At 73.8% G+C, this 17,937-nt stretch carries 17 protein-coding genes; 5 read left to right on the top strand and 12 right to left on the bottom strand.

What is annotated here, in order from left to right:
- Positions 1-425: 425 nt before the first annotated feature.
- Positions 426-1,712, bottom strand: coding sequence for a ribonuclease D (locus tag DBP14_RS05825; RefSeq protein WP_129305967.1), 1,287 nt, complete (start codon positions 1,710-1,712; stop codon positions 426-428).
- 154 nt (positions 1,713-1,866) lie between these two features.
- On the opposite strand from DBP14_RS05825, the gene DBP14_RS05820 reads away from it, so the two are divergent.
- A complete protein-coding gene (locus DBP14_RS05820; protein ID WP_129305966.1) occupies positions 1,867-2,112 on the top strand; it encodes a hypothetical protein in 246 nt (81 codons plus the stop codon).
- Here DBP14_RS05820 and DBP14_RS05815 read toward each other — a convergent pair whose 3' ends face one another.
- From DBP14_RS05815 to DBP14_RS05805, 3 genes are all read right to left on the bottom strand, one after another.
- Positions 2,113-2,385 (bottom strand): DUF397 domain-containing protein, encoded by a 273-nt coding sequence (locus tag DBP14_RS05815; protein WP_129311701.1) that lies wholly within the window; start codon positions 2,383-2,385, stop codon positions 2,113-2,115.
- Positions 2,386-2,968: 583 nt separating this feature from the next.
- Complete coding sequence (locus DBP14_RS05810) at positions 2,969-3,631, bottom strand: response regulator transcription factor (RefSeq protein ID WP_129305965.1); 663 nt, start codon at positions 3,629-3,631, stop codon at positions 2,969-2,971.
- A gap of 329 nt (positions 3,632-3,960) precedes the next feature.
- Positions 3,961-4,638, bottom strand: coding sequence for a DUF3000 domain-containing protein (locus DBP14_RS05805; RefSeq protein ID WP_129305964.1), 678 nt, complete (start codon positions 4,636-4,638; stop codon positions 3,961-3,963).
- A gap of 96 nt (positions 4,639-4,734) precedes the next feature.
- On the opposite strand from DBP14_RS05805, the gene hemE reads away from it, so the two are divergent.
- A complete protein-coding gene (hemE, locus tag DBP14_RS05800; protein WP_129305963.1) occupies positions 4,735-5,802 on the top strand; it encodes a uroporphyrinogen decarboxylase in 1,068 nt (355 codons plus the stop codon).
- Between the two features lie 31 nt (positions 5,803-5,833).
- On the opposite strand, the gene DBP14_RS05795 is transcribed toward hemE, so the two are convergent.
- Complete coding sequence (locus tag DBP14_RS05795) at positions 5,834-6,658, bottom strand: rhomboid family intramembrane serine protease (protein WP_129305962.1); 825 nt, start codon at positions 6,656-6,658, stop codon at positions 5,834-5,836.
- Between the two features lie 120 nt (positions 6,659-6,778).
- On the opposite strand from DBP14_RS05795, the gene DBP14_RS05790 reads away from it, so the two are divergent.
- Entirely contained in the window at positions 6,779-7,048 is a 270-nt protein-coding gene (locus DBP14_RS05790; RefSeq protein WP_129311700.1) for a hypothetical protein, read from the top strand.
- Between the two features lie 87 nt (positions 7,049-7,135).
- Here the strand turns inward: DBP14_RS05790 and DBP14_RS05785 are convergent, their stop codons facing one another.
- Together DBP14_RS05785 and DBP14_RS05780 are read right to left on the bottom strand one after the other, a co-directional pair.
- Entirely contained in the window at positions 7,136-8,530 is a 1,395-nt protein-coding gene (locus tag DBP14_RS05785) for an FAD-dependent oxidoreductase (protein ID WP_129305961.1), read from the bottom strand.
- Between the two features lie 59 nt (positions 8,531-8,589).
- A complete protein-coding gene (locus DBP14_RS05780) occupies positions 8,590-9,573 on the bottom strand; it encodes a DUF4349 domain-containing protein (RefSeq protein WP_129305960.1) in 984 nt (327 codons plus the stop codon).
- 209 nt (positions 9,574-9,782) lie between these two features.
- Between DBP14_RS05780 and hemG the strand changes: the two genes are divergently transcribed.
- Both hemG and hemQ read left to right on the top strand, forming a co-directional pair.
- Positions 9,783-11,270: a protoporphyrinogen oxidase gene (hemG, locus tag DBP14_RS05775; RefSeq protein ID WP_129305959.1), complete on the top strand. Its 1,488-nt coding sequence runs from the start codon at positions 9,783-9,785 to the stop codon at positions 11,268-11,270.
- 5 nt (positions 11,271-11,275) lie between these two features.
- Complete coding sequence (gene hemQ, locus DBP14_RS05770; RefSeq protein WP_129305958.1) at positions 11,276-12,007, top strand: hydrogen peroxide-dependent heme synthase; 732 nt, start codon at positions 11,276-11,278, stop codon at positions 12,005-12,007.
- Positions 12,008-12,013: 6 nt separating this feature from the next.
- Here hemQ and DBP14_RS05765 read toward each other — a convergent pair whose 3' ends face one another.
- The 5 genes from DBP14_RS05765 to DBP14_RS05745 all read right to left on the bottom strand — a co-directional run bounded on the left by DBP14_RS05765 (position 12,014) and on the right by DBP14_RS05745 (position 17,936).
- The gene (locus DBP14_RS05765; RefSeq protein WP_129305957.1) at positions 12,014-13,678 is read right to left on the bottom strand and encodes an alpha/beta hydrolase; all 1,665 of its coding nucleotides are present in this window, start codon (positions 13,676-13,678) and stop codon (positions 12,014-12,016) included.
- Positions 13,679-13,851: 173 nt separating this feature from the next.
- Complete coding sequence (locus DBP14_RS05760; RefSeq protein ID WP_129305956.1) at positions 13,852-14,655, bottom strand: TIGR04222 domain-containing membrane protein; 804 nt, start codon at positions 14,653-14,655, stop codon at positions 13,852-13,854.
- 106 nt (positions 14,656-14,761) lie between these two features.
- Positions 14,762-15,532 (bottom strand): DUF4142 domain-containing protein, encoded by a 771-nt coding sequence (locus DBP14_RS05755; RefSeq protein ID WP_129305955.1) that lies wholly within the window; start codon positions 15,530-15,532, stop codon positions 14,762-14,764.
- A 263-nt stretch (positions 15,533-15,795) separates the two neighbouring features.
- Complete coding sequence (locus DBP14_RS05750) at positions 15,796-17,109, bottom strand: DUF692 domain-containing protein (protein WP_129305954.1); 1,314 nt, start codon at positions 17,107-17,109, stop codon at positions 15,796-15,798.
- Positions 17,110-17,219: 110 nt separating this feature from the next.
- Entirely contained in the window at positions 17,220-17,936 is a 717-nt protein-coding gene (locus tag DBP14_RS05745; protein ID WP_241740817.1) for a peptidyl-tRNA hydrolase, read from the bottom strand.
- Position 17,937 lies beyond the last annotated feature (1 nt).

The raw sequence follows: 17,937 nt of genomic DNA, 5'->3' as shown, positions 1-17,937 counted from the left end.
GGCAGGGCGGGGGCGTGGGCGGCGACGGACGGCCTTCTGCGGGGCTGACGCGTGAGGAGGGGGCTGGGGCGCGTGCCGGGTGCGAGGGCTGAGCCGAGCCCGGATCTTGGCGTGATCTCGCCGTCTCCGCCCGCCGCAGCGCCCCGGCAGGGGCGCGGGGAACTGCGTGATCAGCCACTCACGACCCGCGGCCGCCGCAATCGAGAAGTGCCACGGCGCGACGCGCGGCCCGCGCCACCGCAGCGCCCCGGCAGGGGCGCGGGGAACTGCGCGATCGGCCACTCACGACCCGGGGCCGCCGCAGTCGAGAATGCCACGGCGTGACGCGCGGCCCGCGCCGCCGCTGCGCCCCGAAGGGGGCGCGGGGAACTGCGCGATCGGCCACCGACGACCGTCAGCCGCGGCACAGGAGACGCCGTACGGCGCTACGCGCGGCCAGCGCTCAGCGCGGTGATCAGGACCGGAGTCACCTGTTCCACCTGCCACGCCCGCGCCCCGTACCCCGCCAGGGCCGCGGACACGGACTCGGCGTCCACCGCCGGAGGCTCCCAGCAGAGGCGCCGTACCGTGTCCGGGGACACCAGGTTCTCCTGCGGCATCCCGAGCTGCTCGGCCAGCGCCGAGACCCCGGCGCGGGCCGCGGACAGCCGGGCCGCGGCGTCGGGGTCCTTGTCGGCCCACGCGCGAGGCGGCGGCGGACCGGTCACCGGCTGCCCCGGCTGCGGCAGCGCCGCGTCCGGCAGGGCCTTCGCCCGGTCGACGGCCGCCTGCCACTGCTCCTGCTGGCGCCGCCCCATCCGGTGCCCGAACCCGTTCAGCGCGGCCAGCGCGTGCACCGTGGACGGCAGCGCGAGCGCCGCCTCCACGATCGCGGCGTCGCTCAGCACCTTGCCCGGCGACACGTCACGGCGCTGCGCGATGCGGTCCCGGGTCTGCCACAGCTCCCGTACGACCGCCAGCTGCCGGCGCCGCCGCACCTTGTGCATCCCGGACGTACGGCGCCAGGGGTCCTTCCTCGGCTCGGCCGGCGGCGCGGCCGCGATCGCGGCGAACTCCTGCAGCGCCCAGTCCAGCTTGCCCTGCCGGTCCAGCTCCTTCTCCAGGGCGTCGCGCAGGTCGACCAGCAGCTCCACGTCGAGCGCGGCGTAACGCAGCCAGGGGTCGGGCAGCGGGCGGGTGGACCAGTCGACGGCGGAGTGGCCCTTCTCCAGGACGAAGCCCAGCACGTTCTCGACCATCGCCCCGAGGCCGACCCGGGGGAACCCGGCGAGCCGCCCCGCCAGCTCGGTGTCGAACAGGCGGGTCGGCACCATGCCTATGTCGCGCAGGCAGGGCAGGTCCTGGGTGGCCGCGTGCAGCACCCACTCCACACCGGTCAGCGCCTCGCCGAGCCCGGACAGGTCGGGACAGGCGACCGGGTCGATCAGTGCCGTACCGGCACCCTCCCGGCGCAGCTGCACCAGGTACGCGCGCTGGCCGTAGCGGTAGCCGGAGGCCCGCTCGGCGTCGACCGCGACGGGGCCCGAGCCAGCGGCGAAGGCGGCGACCGCTTTGGCGAGCGCGGCGTCGTCGGCGATCACGGGGGGAATGCCCTCGCGGGGTTCCAGCAGCGGTGTCGGCGCCCCCGTCACAGAAGATCCGGCGTCGTCCGGAGGGGTGTCCCCGGCGGTACGCAGGGCACTGTCTGCTGCGGTGTCTTGGGCGTCGGTCACCTGTCAAGAGTATCCGCCCAGCCGGATGCCTGACCTGCGGGTTCGCGCAATTGATTCCGTGACCAGCGAAAACGGGTCACATCCAGGCTTAGTGAATCTCGGCGTTTCCCCCACCGATGTGCCCTCAGAGTGCCCCCCGGAAGAAGAGATCATCATGGCCAGGACCCTCCCCAACGACCTGATCACCGCACTCCGCCGCTCCACTCGCGTCGCGGTCGACGCCGAAGAACTTGAGGCCGTCGCGGACGTCGTCGGAGCCTTCCGCCTCATGGCGACAGGCCGCCGGGAACGCCGGCAGTACGACCGCCTGCTGAACCGCGTGCACGCGCGCATGGATGCCCGTGAGCCCCCTGCCCTGCCCCGTCGGAACGTGGTCACGTCCTTGGTGGTCGTGGCCTGATCATGAGCCCCTCCCCCAGAGAGAGGGGAGGAGCCCCCGGCGATCGGCGATCCACCGGGGGTCAACCCCTCGCGGGCAGCAACACCATAACGAAGAGGGAAGCGCTGACCCTTCTGGGACACTCCGAGCGGGCGACCATGCTTCGGGACACACGGCCAGGATGCCCCGGTCACGGTCCTTGGTATCGCGGACGTATGCGTTCGTCTGGTTGGGGGCTGCTTCAACGCAGTTGTCCTGCAAGGGTGTCGCGGAACGGTGGCGGGGGAACGCCATACACCGGGCGACCACGGGAGACAGCGTCCAGCAGCGGCTGGAGACGCACGTCTGTCCGGCGCTGGGCGGTCGGCCCATCGGTGCCATCAAGCCGTCCGAGATCCGGGCACGGGTGGAGGACCGTTCCGAGGTCTTGGCATGGGTGGGCCCGAAGAACACGTACGGCGTGATCAAGACGGTTATGTCGGTGGCGTCGAGGACGGGATCATCAAGGCTTCACCGTGTGCGGGGGTGAAGATGCCAAAGCGTTCCCGCACGGAGATCGTGCCGCCCAGCGATGCCGCCGTTCGCATACTGATCGACACAGCGGCCCCACCCAGGGAACGAGCCTGACTTGCCTGGCCGCTGCTTCCCGGCTCCGTCAGAGTGAGCTGTTCGCTCTGGAGGTCCACCAGCCCCTCGACCCGCTGAAAGGCAAGGTCAGAGCGATGATCACACAGTTCAAGAGTATCGGTGTGCGGACCGCGCCCGTCGACGGAACGTTCCGTCGACGGGCGCCGGAGGTCGTAGACCGGTCAGTCCGGTGAAACCACGGGTTCACACGGGTGACAGCGGATGCCTCCCGCGCATGCCCTCGGACGGCTCAGTGGATGATCCCGGTCCGCAGGGCCACCGCCACCATGCCGGCGCGGTCGCCCGTGCCCAGCTTGCGGGCGATGCGGGCGAGGTGGCTCTTGACGGTCAGGGCGGACAGGCCCATCGAGACGCCGATCGCCTTGTTCGACTGGCCCTCCGCGACCAGTCGCAGCACCTCGACCTCGCGTCCGGACAGCTCGCGGTAGCCACCCGGGTGGCTCGGGGCACCCGGGGGACGGCGGTGCATGCGGGCGGCGGCGGACCCGATGGGGGCCGCGCCGGGTCGGGTGGGGAGCCCGATGTTGGTGCGGGTGCCGGTGACGACGTAGCCCTTGACGCCCCCGGCCAGGGCGTTGCGGACGGCGCCGATGTCGTCGGCGGCGGACAGCGCCAGGCCGTTGGGCCAGCCGGCGGCGCGGGTCTCGGACAGGAGGGTCAGGCCGGAGCCGTCGGGCAGGTGGACGTCGGCGACGCAGATGTCGCGGGGGTTGCCGATGCGGGGACGAGCCTCCGCGACGGACGAGGCCTCGATGACGTCGCGCACACCGAGCGCCCACAGGTGGCGGGTGACGGTGGAACGCACGCGCGGGTCGGCCACGACCACCATGGCGGTCGGCTTGTTCGGGCGGTAGGCGACCAGGCTTGCGGGTTGCTCGAGGAGAACGGACACCAGGCCTCCTGGGTGGGGGACGGGGCCGGCTTGTGGGGATGAAGCCGGGACGAACCGTGCTTTCAAGGTCACAGTCGTCTTCGGCAGCAAACTCGGCCGCCTTTAGAGAATGATCACGATCTAGTGAGTAACAATCTGTGCAATTCGGACACGCGATCGATCATCCGAAGATCGAGTCGGTTCGCGCCGAGTCGATTCGAGGGCGGAAAGTGGCCGTATCGACAAAGAGATGGTCAACGAGGCGGTCGCCGGGCATGACAACGGCCCGACGTTGACCGCCGGGCCGGAAGTGAGTCGGCAGAAACCGGGAACGAGTCCGCGGAAAGGTGTCAGCGGGCCTGCGGGTCCCTGCGCTGCGGCAGGGTCACCACCGAGGCGTCACCCGGATTGGCCGGCGGCAGACCGGCGACCTGCGCCAGTAGATCGCACCACGAGGCCAGGTGCGCGGCGGTGTCCGGGACCCCGCCCATGCCCTCCCGCGGCGTCCAGGATGCCCGGATCTCGATCTGCGAGGCCGGCGGACGCTCCCCCAGCCCCCCGAAGTAGTGCGAGCTCGCGCGCGTGACCGTGCCGCTCGGCTCCCCGTACGTCAGCCCGCGCAGCTGCAGCGCGCCGGTCAGCCACGACCAGCACACCTCCGGCAGCAGCGGATCGGCCGCCATCTCCGGCTCCAGCTCCGCCCGCACCAGCGTCACCAGCCGGAACGTGCCCCGCCAGGCGTCGTGCCCGGCCGGGTCGTGCAGCAGCACCAGCCGCCCGTCGGCCAGTTCCTGCTCGCCGTCCACCACGACGGCCTCCAGCGCGTGCGCGAACGGGGCCAGCCGCCGCGGGGCCGGCGTCGGCTCCACCTCGACCTGCGGCCGCAGCCGCGCCGACCGCAGCGCCTCCACGGCGGCACGGAACGCCGGCGGCGCCGCCGCGCCCGCGTGCCGATCCGCCTCCGCGGTGTCCTTCGCGCCGTCCATACCGTCAGCGCCGTCCGACAGTCGTCCCTGAGCCGCAGCCATGCGGGGAAGAGTAAAGGGAACAGGGCCCCGGCGCAGGTAGGACACCCTTGAGGGCGGCCGCACTTCTCCCGGCGGCGCCGTGCGAGACTTTCCGGCGTGAGTGGATACGCAAGCCCCGCGGGCCAGCAGCCGACCCAGACGTACGACAGCGCCTTCCTCAAGGCGTGCAGGCGGGAACCCGTGCCGCACACCCCCGTGTGGTTCATGCGCCAGGCCGGCCGCTCGCTGCCCGAGTACCGCAAGGTGCGCGAGGGCGTCCCCATGCTGGAGTCCTGCATGCGGCCGGAACTGGTCACCGAGATCACGCTGCAGCCGGTGCGCCGGCACCACGTGGACGCGGCGATCTACTTCAGCGACATCGTCGTCCCGCTCAAGGCCATTGGCCTCGACCTCGACATCAAGCCCGGCGTCGGCCCGGTCGTCGCGGAGCCGATCCGCACCCGCGCCGACCTGGCCCGGCTGCGCGACCTCACCCCCGACGACGTGTCCTACGTCACCGAGGCGATCGGCCTGCTCACGAGCGAACTGGGCGCCACCCCGCTGATCGGGTTCGCCGGCGCGCCGTTCACCCTCGCGAGCTACCTCGTCGAGGGCGGCCCGTCCCGCACGTACGAGAACGCCAAGGCGATGATGTACGGCGACCCCGAACTCTGGGCCGACCTGCTGGACCGCCTCGCCGACATCACCGCCGCCTTCCTCAAGGTCCAGATCGAGGCCGGCGCCTCCGCCGTCCAGCTGTTCGACTCCTGGGTCGGCGCGCTGGCCCCCGCCGACTACCGGCGCTCGGTCATGCCCGCCTCGGCGAAGGTCTTCGACGCCGTCGCGGGCTACGGCGTCCCCCGCATCCACTTCGGCGTCGGCACCGGTGAACTGCTGAACCTCATGGGCGAGGCCGGCGCGGACGTCGTCGGCGTCGACTGGCGCATCCCGCTGGACGAGGCCGTCCACCGCGTCGGCCCCGGCAAGGCCCTCCAGGGCAACCTCGACCCCACCGTCCTGTTCACGGACAAGGACACCGTCGAGGCCAAGGCCCAGGAGGTGCTCGACGCCGCCGCGGGCCTGGAGGGACACGTCTTCAACCTCGGCCACGGCGTCATGCCGCACACCGACCCCGACGCCCTCACCCGCCTCGTCGACTACGTCCACACGAGCACCGCCCGCTGAACGCGCCCGCTCCCTCACCACCTGCCGGGGCTCACCACACCTGACGCGGCCGCGCCTGCCTGCCGAACAGCAGCCGGCGCGGCTCCGGCGGGGCCGGCGTACCCGGCTTCAGCGGCCAGGCCAGCAGCACGCCCACCACGAAGCCGGCCACGTGCGCCGCGTACGCCACCGTCCCCGCGCCGGTGACGGCCAGGCCGGAGGAGTACAGCGCCTGGAGCACGAACCAGAAGCCCAGCACCAGCCAGGCCGGCAGCCGCAGCGGCAGGAAGACCAGGAACGGCACCAGCACCCACACCCTGGCCCTCGGATACAGCACCAGATAGGCGCCCAGCACCCCCGCGATCGCCCCGGAGGCGCCGATCAGCGGGTCGCCGGAGGAGTCGTTCAGCAGCGCGAAGCCGTAGCCGGCCGCGTAGCCGCAGGCGACGTAGAACACGAAGTACCGGACGTGCCCCATCCGGTCCTCGACGTTGTCGCCGAAGATCAGCAGGAAGAGCATGTTGCCCAGCAGGTGCAGCCAGCTGCCGTGCAGGAACATCGCGGTGAACACCGACAGTGCCGGCGACTTGTCGTACGAGGGCGGCGCCACCACACAGCCGGGCCCGTGCGCGCCGACCCCCACCTGTCCCGTCGGCACCACCCGGGGCAGCTGACCGTGGATCAGCTCCCGGGGGACCGCCGCCCAGTGGTCCATGAACGCCCGCAGATGGCACAGCTGCGCGAGGTTCCCGCTGCCGGTCACGGAGTCGCCCATGCCGGGCGTCGACAGGAACACCAGGACGTTCGCGACGATGAGGGCGTACGTCACCCAGGGGGTACGGCGTACCGGGTTCACGTCATGGACGGGGATGACCACACCTCAGTAGTGCCCGCGAAACGGCGCGCGAAATCGGTGAACGCCGCCGGGTGCGTCTGCGTATCCCCTCTCAACCGACGTGAGGATCAGGCGATGAGTGCTCCGCAGGCTTCCCCGATGATGCAGGCGCTGCCCGACGGCGAGGCCGAGTTGTCCTTGGTCGTACGGCTCCCCTGGGAGGACGTCGCCCGGCTCGGTCAGGAGGCGGGGCGGCTGGCCGCGCAGATGCAGCGGGCTGTGACGCTGGACGAGGCGGTGAGTTATCGACTGCGGTCGAGTCGGCCGGGGGTGGCCACCCACGCGAAGCCGGCGGGGGAGCAGCCGGCGGCTGCCGCCGTGGGTTCGAATGGGTCGGTGGCTTCGTTGCCGCGGATCAGTGGGACGGCTTAGGGGCGTTGCGGGGTGCGGGCCGGTGGGGGCTTGTCGCGCCCACGCGGCGGAGCCGCATATCGGCACAGCCCCGCGCCCCTGGCGGGGTCACCTTGGACCTTGTTGCGAAGTCGCCCTTCTTGCTGCCACCAAGATGGGGTCCCAGACCGGGGAGAAGGGTGGGGCGTAGCCCAGGTCCAGGGCTGTCATTTGGTCCGCTGTCATGCGGGCGGTGAGGGCGACCGCTGCGATGTCGACTCGTTTGGCGGCGCCCTCGCGGCCCACGATCTGGACGCCGAGGAGGCGGCCGGTGCGGTGTTCGGTGAGCATTTTGACGGTCATGGGGGTGGCGCCGGGGTAGTAGCCGGCGCGGCTGGTCGACTCGATGGTGACCGTCTCGAAGCGCAGGCCCGCGCGGAGGGCGTCCTTCTCGCGGAGGCCGGTGCGGGCGATCTCCAGGTCGCAGACCTTGCTGACCGCCGTGCCGACGACCCCAGGGAAGGTGGCGTAACCGCCGCCCACGTTGGCGCCGATGACCTGGCCGTGCTTGTTGGCGTGGGTGCCGAGCGGGACGTACTGCCGCTGGCCGGAGACCAGGTTGAGCACCTCGACGCAGTCGCCGCCGGCCCAGATGTCCTCGTGGCCGGCGACCCGCATGGCCTCGTCGGTGACGAGGCCCCCGTGGCTGCCGAGCGGGAGGCCCGCGGCCTCGGCGAGGGAAGTCTCCGGGCGTACGCCGATGCCCAGGACGACCACGTCCGCCGGGTACTCCGCGTCGTCGGTGCCGACGGCGCGGACCCGGCCGTCCGGGCCGGTCGGCAGCTTGGTGACCTCGGTGCCGCTGACCATGGTGATGCCGAGGCCCTCCATCGCCCGGCGGACGAGGCGGCCCATGTCCGGGTCCAGGGTCGCCATCGGCTCCGCGCCGCGGTTGACCACCGTCACCTCGAAGCCGCGGTGGATCAGGGCCTCCGCCATCTCGACGCCGATGTACCCCGCCCCCACGACCACGGCCCGGCGACCACGCGCGTGTGCGAGCGAGTCCAGCAGGGCCTGCCCGTCGTCCAGGGTCTGCACGCCGTGCACGCCGGGCGCGTCCACTCCGGGCAGGTCGGGGCGGACCGGCCGGGCGCCGGTGGCGATGACGAGGCGGTCGTACGACGTCCAGGACTCGGCGCCGGAATCGACGTCACGCGCGCGTACCCGCTGCCCGGCCACGTCGATCTCCGTGACCTCGGTGCGCAGGCGTACGTCGATCCCGCGCGCGCGGTGCTCCTCGGGTGTGCGGGCGATCAGCCGGTCGCGTTCGGCGACGTCGCCGCCCACCCAGTACGGGATGCCGCACGCCGAGTAGGAGGTGAAGTGGCCGCGTTCGAAGGCCACGATCTCCAGCTCGTCCGGTCCCCGCAGCCGGCGTGCCTGCGACGCCGCGGACATCCCCGCGGCGTCGCCGCCGATCACGACCAGCCGCCGCTTCCCGCCCCGCCCACCACTCATGCTCATGTGAACACGCTACGGGGCGACGGCATTTCGCGTCGCCGGACCTGGCTGTGCGAACCGGGCTATACGCCGTCGCCGCCGGCCTTCGGGGAGGCGTCCGTGACCGGGCGGGCCTGCGGCAGCGGGTCCAGCGCCGTCGTCGGCGCCGGGGCGGGGCGGGCCGGCAGCAGCCGGCGTACGAATCGCCGCCACACCACGTAGAGCAGGGCGGCGAGCGCGGCGAACGGCAGGACGGCGCCGACCGCGAGCGCGATCCACACCAGCAGCGTGACGAACACGTGCCAGCCGCCCGCCAGCGCGTCCGTGAAGCCGGGACCGTCGTCGTGCGCGGCGGCCTTCTTCACCGGCGTCCCGGACAGCGACAGGGTGATGGTGGCCATCGTCGTGCGGTCCTTCAGGGACGCCTGCCGCGCGAGCAGGGACTCCAGGTCCGCCTCGCGGCTGCTCAACTCCCCTTCAAGGCTGACGACGTCGCTCAGCTGCGTCGCGCGGTCCATCAGGGCGCGGATCCGGGCCACGCTGGCCCGCTGGGACTTGACCCGGCTGTCGATGTCCACGACCTGGTCGGTGACGTCCTCGGCCTTCGAGACGCGGCTGACGAGCTTGCCGGTGCCCTGCAGACCGGTCATGACCTCGTCGTAGTGGTCGCCGGGCACGCGCAGGACCAGCCGGGTGCGCTCGTGGCCGTCGGCGTCCCGGCTGGTGCTCTCGTCACCGACGTAGCCCCCGGCGTCCTCGGCCGTGTGCCGGGCCGCGTCGAGGGCCTTGGGGACGTCCTTCACCCGCACGGTCAGGGAGGCGGTGCGGATGAGGGCCTCGGGCCGGAGCCGGGGTGTCTTCGTCTTCGGGGACTTGGGGGCGGATCCGGCGTCGGCCGCCGAGCCGCCGCCGGCCCCGTCCTGCCGGGCCTGTCCGCGGGCCGCGGACTTCGCGGCGCCGCCGTTCGAGGAGGAGTCGCCGGCGCTGCACCCGGCGAGCGCCAGGGACGCGGCGAGCAGGAGCCCGGCCATGATCCGGACCGGTGACGCGGAACGTGGTACGCGCATGGGCGAAACCCCCCGAGGGTCGGCACGACGAGCGCCATGACAAGCGCCATGACGCGTGACATCCCTTCGACGCCCGGGCACGCCGGGACGTTGGGCTTCCGGCGGTCCCGATGCGGTCACGGTCGGGACTCGGGGCGGACACCCGCGCGGTATCAGGGCCGTCACCCGGGCCCGGTGGGAGTGTCGGTGGTGTCTGAGAGAGTGGGTTCATGAGCGCAACGGGTACGGGCACGGGGCATGTCGTCGTCATCGGAGCCGGGATCGCCGGGCTGGCCGCCGCCCACCGGCTGCTGGCGCGCGGGCAGCGCGTGACCGTTGTCGAGGCGTCCGGCCGGGTCGGCGGCAAGCTGCTGCCCGGTGAGATCGCCGGCGTCCGGGTCGACCTGGGCGCCGAGTCGATGCTGGCCCGCCGCCCCGAGGCCGTGACCCTCGCCCGGGAGACCGGCCTCGCCGACCGGCTCCAGCCGCCGGCCACCGCGGGCGCCTCGATCTGGACCCGGGGCACCCTGCGGCCCATGCCCAAGGGCCACGTCATGGGCGTGCCGGGCGCTGCCTCCGCCCTCGCCGGAGTGCTGTCCGACGAGGGCCTGGCCCGTATCGAACGCGACGCCGACCTGCCCCGCACAGAGGTCGGGGACGACGTGGCGGTGGGGGAGTACGTGGCGGCGCGGCTCGGCCGCGAGGTCGTCGACCGCCTCGTCGAACCCCTGCTCGGGGGGGTGTACGCGGGCGACGCCTACCGCATCTCGATGCGCTCGGCGGTGCCCCAGCTGTTCCAGGCCGTCCGCACCCACGACTCGCTCACCGAGGCCGTCCGCGAGATCCAGGCCAGGGCCGCGGCCGCTCAGCAGGCCGGCCCGGTGTTCATGGGCATCGAGGGCGGCGTCGGCACCCTGCCGCTCGCCGTCGCCCGGTCGGTGCGGGACCGCGGCGGCGAGATCCTCACCGGCACCCCCGTCCGGGAACTGCGCCGTGTAGGGACGGCGAGTGTCGGGTCCGGTGCAGCCGGTGCCGGCCCGGCCTGGCGGGTCGTCGCCGGTGACCGCGTGCTGGACGCCGACGCCGTGGTCGTCGCCGTCCCCGCGCGCGCCGCCGCCGACCTGCTGCGCGCCGAGGCTCCCGCCGCCGCGGCCGAACTCGGCGCCGTCGAGTACGCCTCCATGGCCCTGATCACCCTCGCCTACCGGCGCGCCGACCTCACCCTTCCCGAGGGCAGCGGCTTCCTGGTGCCGCCCGTCGACGGCCGCACCATCAAGGCGTCCACGTTCGCCTCCCAGAAGTGGGGCTGGATCGCCGCAGACGACCCCGAGGTGGTCGTGCTGCGCACCTCGGTCGGCCGGCACGGGGAGACGGAGGTGCTCCAGCGCGACGACGCCGACCTCGTCGAGGTCTCCCGGCACGACCTGCGCGAGGCCACCGGACTGACCGCCGTACCGCTGCGGAGCCGTGTCACCCGCTGGACCGACGGGCTGCCGCAGTACCCGGTCGGCCACCACGCGCGCGTGGGTCGCGTCCGCGAGCACGTCGCCAAGCTGCCCGGCCTCGCCGTGTGCGGCGCGCAGTACGACGGCGTCGGCATCCCCGCCTGCATCGCGAGCGCGTACGCCGCGGTGGACCAGCTCGGAGGCGACTTCGCCGGGGTGGCGGAGCTGACGGCCAACCCGGTGCAGAGCCTGCACGGCGGAGCGGGAGAATAGGGACCATGAGTGACGATGCCCCCACCACCGAGACCGGCAGGATCCCGAACAAGGGCAAGCTGGCCAAGGACCTCAACGAGGTCATCCGCTACACCCTGTGGTCCGTCTTCAAGCTGAAGGACGTGCTCCCCGAGGACCGCGCCGGCTACGCCGACGAGGTCCAGGAGCTGTTCGACCAGCTCACCGCGAAGGACGTGACGATCCGCGGGACCTACGACCTGTCCGGCCTGCGCGCCGGCGCCGACCTCATGATCTGGTGGCACGCCGAGTCCAGCGACCAGCTGCAGGAGGCGTACAACCTGTTCCGCCGCACGAGGCTCGGCCGCGCCCTGGAGCCTGTCTGGTCGAACATGGCGCTGCACCGCCCCGCCGAGTTCAACCGCTCGCACATCCCGGCGTTCCTTGCCGACGAGACGCCCCGCAACTACGTGAGCGTCTACCCCTTCGTGCGCTCGTACGACTGGTACCTGCTGCCCGATGAGGACCGCCGCCGCATGCTCGCCGACCACGGCAAGCTGGCCCGCGGCTACCCGGACGTGCGCGCCAACACGGTCGCCTCGTTCTCCCTCGGCGACTACGAGTGGATCCTCGCCTTCGAGGCCGACGAGCTGCACCGCATCGTCGACCTCATGCGCCACCTGCGGGCCTCCGAGGCCCGTATGCACGTCCGCGAGGAGATCCCGTTCTACACGGGCCGCCGCAAGGATGTCGCCGACCTGGTGGCCGGCCTGGCCTGACCCGGGTCAGGGGCGCGCGCGGAGGCCCGGGCCGGCCTTCGCCCCGGCGGGGCGGTGCCGGGCACGGGCGGCGGCCGGGCGTTCCGGGGCCGGCTGCGGGTGCGGGGCGCAGGCCGCGTTCCGTGCCGGGAGGCGGCCCTGGAGCAGATAGGCGTCCAGGTAGGCGTCGACGCACCGGTTCGGGCCCCCGCCGATCCCGTGCGTGCCGGCGTCCCGCTCGGTGACCAGCACCGAGCCGGACAGCCGCCGGTTCATCTCCAGCGCGCCCGCGTACGGCGCCGCCGCGTCCCGCTCGGCCGCCAGGAGCAGCACCGGCGGCAGCTCACCTGGCGCCGTCCGCACATCGAGCGGCCGCTGCCGGGGCGCCGGCCAGTACGCGCACGGCAGGTTCATCCACGCGTTGTCCCACGTCTCGAAGGGCGCCGTACGCGCGAGCCGCGTGTTGTCCCGGTCCCACACCGCCCAGTCCGTCGGCCACGGGGCGTCGTTGCACTCCACGGCCGTATAGACGGCGTTGCCGTTCTCCGCCTCGGCGGCCGTGGCCGGGTCCGGCGCGGCCAGCCGCACCAGCGGCTTTGGGTCGCCCTTCAGGTACGCCGACAGCGCGGCGGCCCGGCTCGGCCAGGCGTCGTCGTAGTACCCGGCGGTCAGGAACGTGTCCTGGAGCTGTCCCGGTCCGACCTTCCCGCCCGCGGGCTTCTCCGCCAGCCGCCGGCGCGCGGTGTCGTATCCGCGCAGCACCGCCGCCGCCGTCCTCCCGAGCCCGTACACGTCGTCGTGCCGGGCGACCCACGCGCGGAAGTCCGCCCAGCGGCCCTCGAACGCGGCCGACTGGTCGAGATTGTCGCGGTACCAGATGCGCGCCGGGTCCGGGTTCACCGGCGCGTCCAGCACCATCCGCCGTACGTGCGACGGGAACAGCGTCGCGTACAGCGCGCCGAAGTAGGTGCCGTACGACGCCCCCATGAACGTCAGCCGGTCCTCGCCCAGCGCGGCCCGCAGCACGTCCAGGTCGCGGGCGTTGTTCAGCGAGGTGAAGTACCGCAGCCGGCTCCCGGACTGCTGGGCGCAGCCGCGCGCGTACGCCTTCGCCCGGGTGACGCGCTCCCGCTTGTACGCCGCCGAGGGGCGCGCCGGCGCCTGGCTCGGCGCGTGGAAGAAGTGCTTCGGGTCCGTGCAGGACAGGGGCGCGGAACGGCCCACCCCGCGCGGGGCGTAGCCGACGAGGTCGTAGGCCGCGGCGATCCGCTTCCAGGCGGGCAGCGCCCCGATCAGCGGAAAGGACACGCCGGAGGCGCCTGGCCCGCCCGGGTCGTAGACGAGGGCGCCCTGCCGGGCCATCGGGTGCCCGCCGTCGTGCGGGTCCTTCCCGGTGGCCCTGATCCGGCTGACGGTCAGTTTGATCCGCGTGCCGTCCGGGTGCGCGTAGTCCAGGGGGACGGTCACCGTGCCGCAGCGCAGGCTGTCCGGCGCGTCCGGCGTGTCCGTCTCGGCGGAACACGGTCCGAAGCCGATGCCGGCCGCACGGGCCCGCGCGGCGGCGATCATCGTGCCGCGTGCCTCGGCGGACACTCCGGAGACGACTGGTGTGCGGGAGGCGGCCGGTGGGGCGCCCGACAGCGTGGTCAGCAGCAAGGACCCGGCGGCCGAGCACAGGGCGAGGGCCCTCATCGCACATCCCTCCGGCGCGCGGCGGCGATGGCACGGCTGCCACGGCCCGGCGACACCACAAGGGATGTTTCGGACGGCCGTGGGCGAAGGCAAGCACCACCGGGCGGTGTCGCGCGCCAGTGCGCCTGTACGCCCCCCCCCGGGCGCCCCTGCCAGGAGCTATGCGGCCAGCGTCACCGCGGGGGCCAGGGCTGGTCGCGGTGCGCGAAGGCCGCGCGCAGGTCCGGCTCGCCGATCGCCCGGACCCCGCGCACGGCGACGCAGGTGAGGAACGACCGCTCGTCGCCCTCACCGGCCGGCCGCCGGGCCAGGGCACCCAGCAGCCGCTGCCCGGCCGGGGAGGCCCAGCGGGAGTACGGCCGCGCCTCGAACCGGGCGATGGCCAGACAGCTCAGGCAGAGCGTCAGCGGCAGCGCGAACCACAGGGCGACCAGGCCGGCCGGCATCCCCGTCCGGGCGGGCAGCAGCAGCGCGGCCACGCCCAGCGCGAGCACGGCCACGGCGGCGGCCCGCACCTGACGCATGCCCGCCGCCACCGTCGTACCGGCACCGCCGTCCGGTACGGCCAGACCCGCCCGCACCAGACCGTCCGCGAGCCGGCGCACCGCGTCGGCACCGGCGGCGGCCGCGCGGACCGGCGCGATGCGGGACTGCCCCTCGGGGCCGATGGCCCCTATGACGGACCGCTCCATCTCGTCGCGCCCCCGCGGGTCCACCACCGTGGCCCAGCCGGTGTGCGCGAGCAGCAGACGGCGCTGCCGGGCCATCGAGATCATCGTCACGTCGGCGACGCGCCCGGGGCCACCGGACAGGAAGGCCGCCTCGTACAGCGTCAGATCGTGCCCCGGTCCCGCGTCCACGTCGGCGTACCCGTCGCGCGGTTCGGCGGCGGCCGCCGCTACGGCGGCCAGGCACAGCCGGGTGCAGGCGACGCCGGCGACGGCCCAGGCCAGGAGCAGGAGAAGGACCCAGAACATGACGTTTTTCTATGTCAGGGGCCCCGGAAACGCCATGCCCTTTTCACCATCCGGACCGACTGTCGCCGGTGCGTGACATTCCGTTTGCCGTGCAGGTCAGTGCGGGTCAGGGGCTGTCCGCCGACGGGGGCGGACTGGCGGTCGCGGGCGGCAGGGAGTACGACGCGGAGGGCGAGGGAGCGACCGGGACCGCGGCACCGGGATCGACCACCGGCGGGGAGGCGACGGGAGTGGGGGAGGCCGCCAGATCGCGGGCCAGCGCGCCGAAGTCGACGTAGCCCGTCGCCTCCAGGGCCTTGATGTGGTCCAGCACCGTGCTGTTGGCGTCGTCGGCCAGGTCACGGACGAGCGAGTTCTGGGTGCCGGCCCGGACCTGGGCGACCAGGGAGAAGACCCGGCCGTGGGCGAGGCGGAGCAGGCCGGCGAACCGCCGGTCGAAGTCCTGGCCCCGGGCCGAGCGCAGGGTGGCGAGCCACTCCTCCTGCTGCGCGTTCGGCTCGTTCGGCAGGGGCAGGCCGAGGCGGGAGGCGACGATGCGGTCGTGCGTGTCGAGCGCGGTGTGGCCGTCGACCAGGTGCTGGCCGGCCTGCCGCACGGCGTCGGTGGTGCCCTTCTGCTCCGCGAGCTCACCGGCGGGCAGTTCCCAGAGGCCGGCGAGGCGGACCTTGGTGATGAAGTCGCGGTCCTGTGCGGAGAGCGGGCCGTACGGCGTCGTCACCGTCCGCGCGCTCAGCACGGTGGCTCCCGTCGGGTCGGGGCGGTCGGCGTACGACCAGAGCGGCACGACCAGCGCCACGAACGTCGCCGCGAGCCCGGTGATGATGAGTCCGGTGCCGCTGAATATGCCTCGTCCCTTGGCCGGGGGTCGGGGTCGCATGGTGCCTCCTGTACGGCACCGCACACGAACGGTACGAGTGTGCGGCCCCGGCATATTACTGCGGGGCCGCCTGCGGCTGGCTCGACCGTCTCCGGGTGCGGGCACGCGGTGGCTCGTCGCGCAGTTCCCCGCGCCCCTTGCGGGGCACGTACGTAGCTGCGGGCATGCGTGCCTCCCCCAGTGCCTTAAGGGCCTGGGGGACCCCCAGGGCGGCACGGGTGGGCGCAGCGGCACCCCGCGAGCGCGGGCAAGTGAAACCCGCTCTACTCGGGGCGCGCCCGCAGCAGCACCCGCCGCGCCGCGCGGGCGACCCGCACCGCCGGCCGGGCGGACCCCGGTGCCCGCCCCGCCCGCTCGGCCCACCACTGCCGCAGCGCCCGCCGCACCCCCGCGTCCGCCGGTCGCCCCGCCCCCAGCAGCCACCCCGCGAAGTCCAGCGCGTCCCGCCGGTACCCCCCGGACATCGGCCGCTCCCGCGCGTACTCCAGGAACGCCTCCCGGTACCCCTCCCCGAGGATCACCGGCAGCTCGGGCCCCACCTTCGCCACCACGTCCGCCCGCTTCGCCGCCAGCGCCCGCGCCTGCACCCGCATCCGTACCCGGTCGAAACCCTCCGGCACCGGCGTCCCCGCCACCAGCGAGGACAGCACCGCGGCCTGCGCGACCCCGAGCCGCTGCCGCCCACCGCCCGCGCCGGAACCGCTGCCCGCACCCGCCGTCGACCCGGCGGCGGCCCTCTCCCGGGCCGCCGCCCGCCCGGCCCGCACCGCCTCCCGGATCGCCTCCAGCTCCCCCTCCAGCTCCTCCGCCCCCGGAAAGTCCTCGTCGCGTTCCAGCAGCACCCCCGGCGGCGCCACCCGGGAGGCGAGGTCGGTCAGGATGTCCAGGACGGGCCGCGGCACGGGGTGCGCGTGGCTGTCGTGCCACACGCCGTCCCGTTCGAACCCGCCGGCGACATGGACGTACGCGATGGCCTCCAGCGGCAGCGCGGCCAGCGCCGCCGCCGGGTCCTCGCCCCGGTTGACGTGGTTGGTGTGCAGGTTGGCGACGTCGATGAGCAGCCGCACCCCGGTCCGTTCGGCCAGCTCGTACAGGAACTGCCCCTCGGTCAGCTCCTCGCCCGGCCACGAGAACAGGGCGGCGATGTTCTCCAGGGCCAGCGGCACGGGCAGCGCGTCCTGCGCGATGCGCACGTTCTCGCACAGCACGTCCAGCGCGTCCCGGGTGCGCGGCACCGGAAGCAGGTGGCCCGCCTCCAGCCGGGGCGAGGCGGTCAGCGGGCCGCCCGCCCGGACGAACGCGATGTGCTCGGTGACCAGCGGCGAACCGAGCGCGACCGCCCGCTCGGCGAGCGCCCCGAGCCGCTCCTCGTCCGGCCGGTCAGCCCCGCCGAGGCCCAGGGAGACGCCGTGCGGGACGACGGTCACCCCGCGCTCGCGCAGCCGCAGCAGCGACTCGGGGAGGTGGCCGGGGCAGACGTTCTCCGCCACGGCCTCCACCCAGTCGATGCCCGGCATCCGCTCCACGACGTCCGCGATCTCCGGCCGCCAGCCGATCCCCGTGCCCAAGTGCCGCATGACCCGCCCCCTCCTCGAATGAGGGGGGTATGGCCCGCGCCGCCGCCCCCGAACCGCGCGGCACCCGCGTTCAGAGCAACATTTGAGGTTCCCGGTCGCCCCCGGAACCCCTACCGCAGCGCCGGGTGGTCCGCGACGACCGTGCAGGAGCCCGGGGCGATCTCCGTGAACCCGGCGTCGCGGACCACGGGCAGGCCGCTGCCGGTCAGCCGGTCCCAGTCGGCGGGGGCGGCCGTGCGCACGGCCAGCGGGTGGCCGGCCGCCCGCCAGGCGGCGCGGGCCTCGGCCGACAGCGCCCACCAGGCCAGTTGGGCGCCGTGCCCGGCCTGCGCCATCGCCTTCCCGGCGGACATCGTCAGGTCAGGGTTCAGCCACAGCACGGGCTGACCGGAGCCCGGCGCGGCCGGCGGCTCGGGGTCGTCCAGCTCCGTCCCGGACACCTGGAGCTTGGCCAGCTCCTTGGGCCAGCCGTCCAGCGGGACCGGCGGGAAGACCCGTACCTCGGCGGACGCGCCGCTCACCGTGATCCCCGGCAGCGCCTCGGCCCGCCGCCACTCCGCGCCCCGGGCCCGCCGTACGACCTTGCGGATCCGCGCGTCCTGCCAGTTCCGCACGGCCTCGGCCCACTCGCCGTCCCCGCCCGCCCGCTCGTCCCCGAGCAGCACCAGCACGGCCCGCGCGGCGGTCTCCAGCGCGTCGGTGCGGACGGGCGGAGCGCTCCGCTCGATCCGTACGACGAGCGGCAGCACGAACTGGGGTGCCTCGTCACGGGAGTTGTACGTGGGCTGGAAGGGGCTGGTGCCGGGGGATGCGGGAACGTGACTCACA

Origin of the sequence: Streptomyces sp. L2 (assembly GCF_004124325.1) — a bacterium.
GTDB lineage: Bacteria > Actinomycetota > Actinomycetes > Streptomycetales > Streptomycetaceae > Streptomyces.
Note: the sequence above shows the minus strand (reverse complement) of the source record. Positions and strands in the feature narration are given on the sequence as shown.

Coding starts and splice junctions, on each gene's coding strand:
- DBP14_RS05820 (WP_129305966.1), top strand. CDS start 1,867: ATGGCCAGGACCCTCCCCAACGACCTGATCACCGCACTCCGCCGCTCC.
- DBP14_RS05815 (WP_129311701.1), bottom strand. CDS start 2,385: ATGGCGTTCCCCCGCCACCGTTCCGCGACACCCTTGCAGGACAACTGC.
- DBP14_RS05805 (WP_129305964.1), bottom strand. CDS start 4,638: ATGGCTGCGGCTCAGGGACGACTGTCGGACGGCGCTGACGGTATGGAC.
- DBP14_RS05790 (WP_129311700.1), top strand. CDS start 6,779: ATGCAGGCGCTGCCCGACGGCGAGGCCGAGTTGTCCTTGGTCGTACGG.
- DBP14_RS05785 (WP_129305961.1), bottom strand. CDS start 8,530: ATGAGCATGAGTGGTGGGCGGGGCGGGAAGCGGCGGCTGGTCGTGATC.
- DBP14_RS05780 (WP_129305960.1), bottom strand. CDS start 9,573: ATGCGCGTACCACGTTCCGCGTCACCGGTCCGGATCATGGCCGGGCTC.
- hemG (WP_129305959.1), top strand. CDS start 9,783: ATGAGCGCAACGGGTACGGGCACGGGGCATGTCGTCGTCATCGGAGCC.
- hemQ (WP_129305958.1), top strand. CDS start 11,276: ATGAGTGACGATGCCCCCACCACCGAGACCGGCAGGATCCCGAACAAG.
- DBP14_RS05765 (WP_129305957.1), bottom strand. CDS start 13,678: ATGAGGGCCCTCGCCCTGTGCTCGGCCGCCGGGTCCTTGCTGCTGACC.
- DBP14_RS05760 (WP_129305956.1), bottom strand. CDS start 14,655: ATGTTCTGGGTCCTTCTCCTGCTCCTGGCCTGGGCCGTCGCCGGCGTC.
- DBP14_RS05755 (WP_129305955.1), bottom strand. CDS start 15,532: ATGCGACCCCGACCCCCGGCCAAGGGACGAGGCATATTCAGCGGCACC.
- DBP14_RS05750 (WP_129305954.1), bottom strand. CDS start 17,109: ATGCGGCACTTGGGCACGGGGATCGGCTGGCGGCCGGAGATCGCGGAC.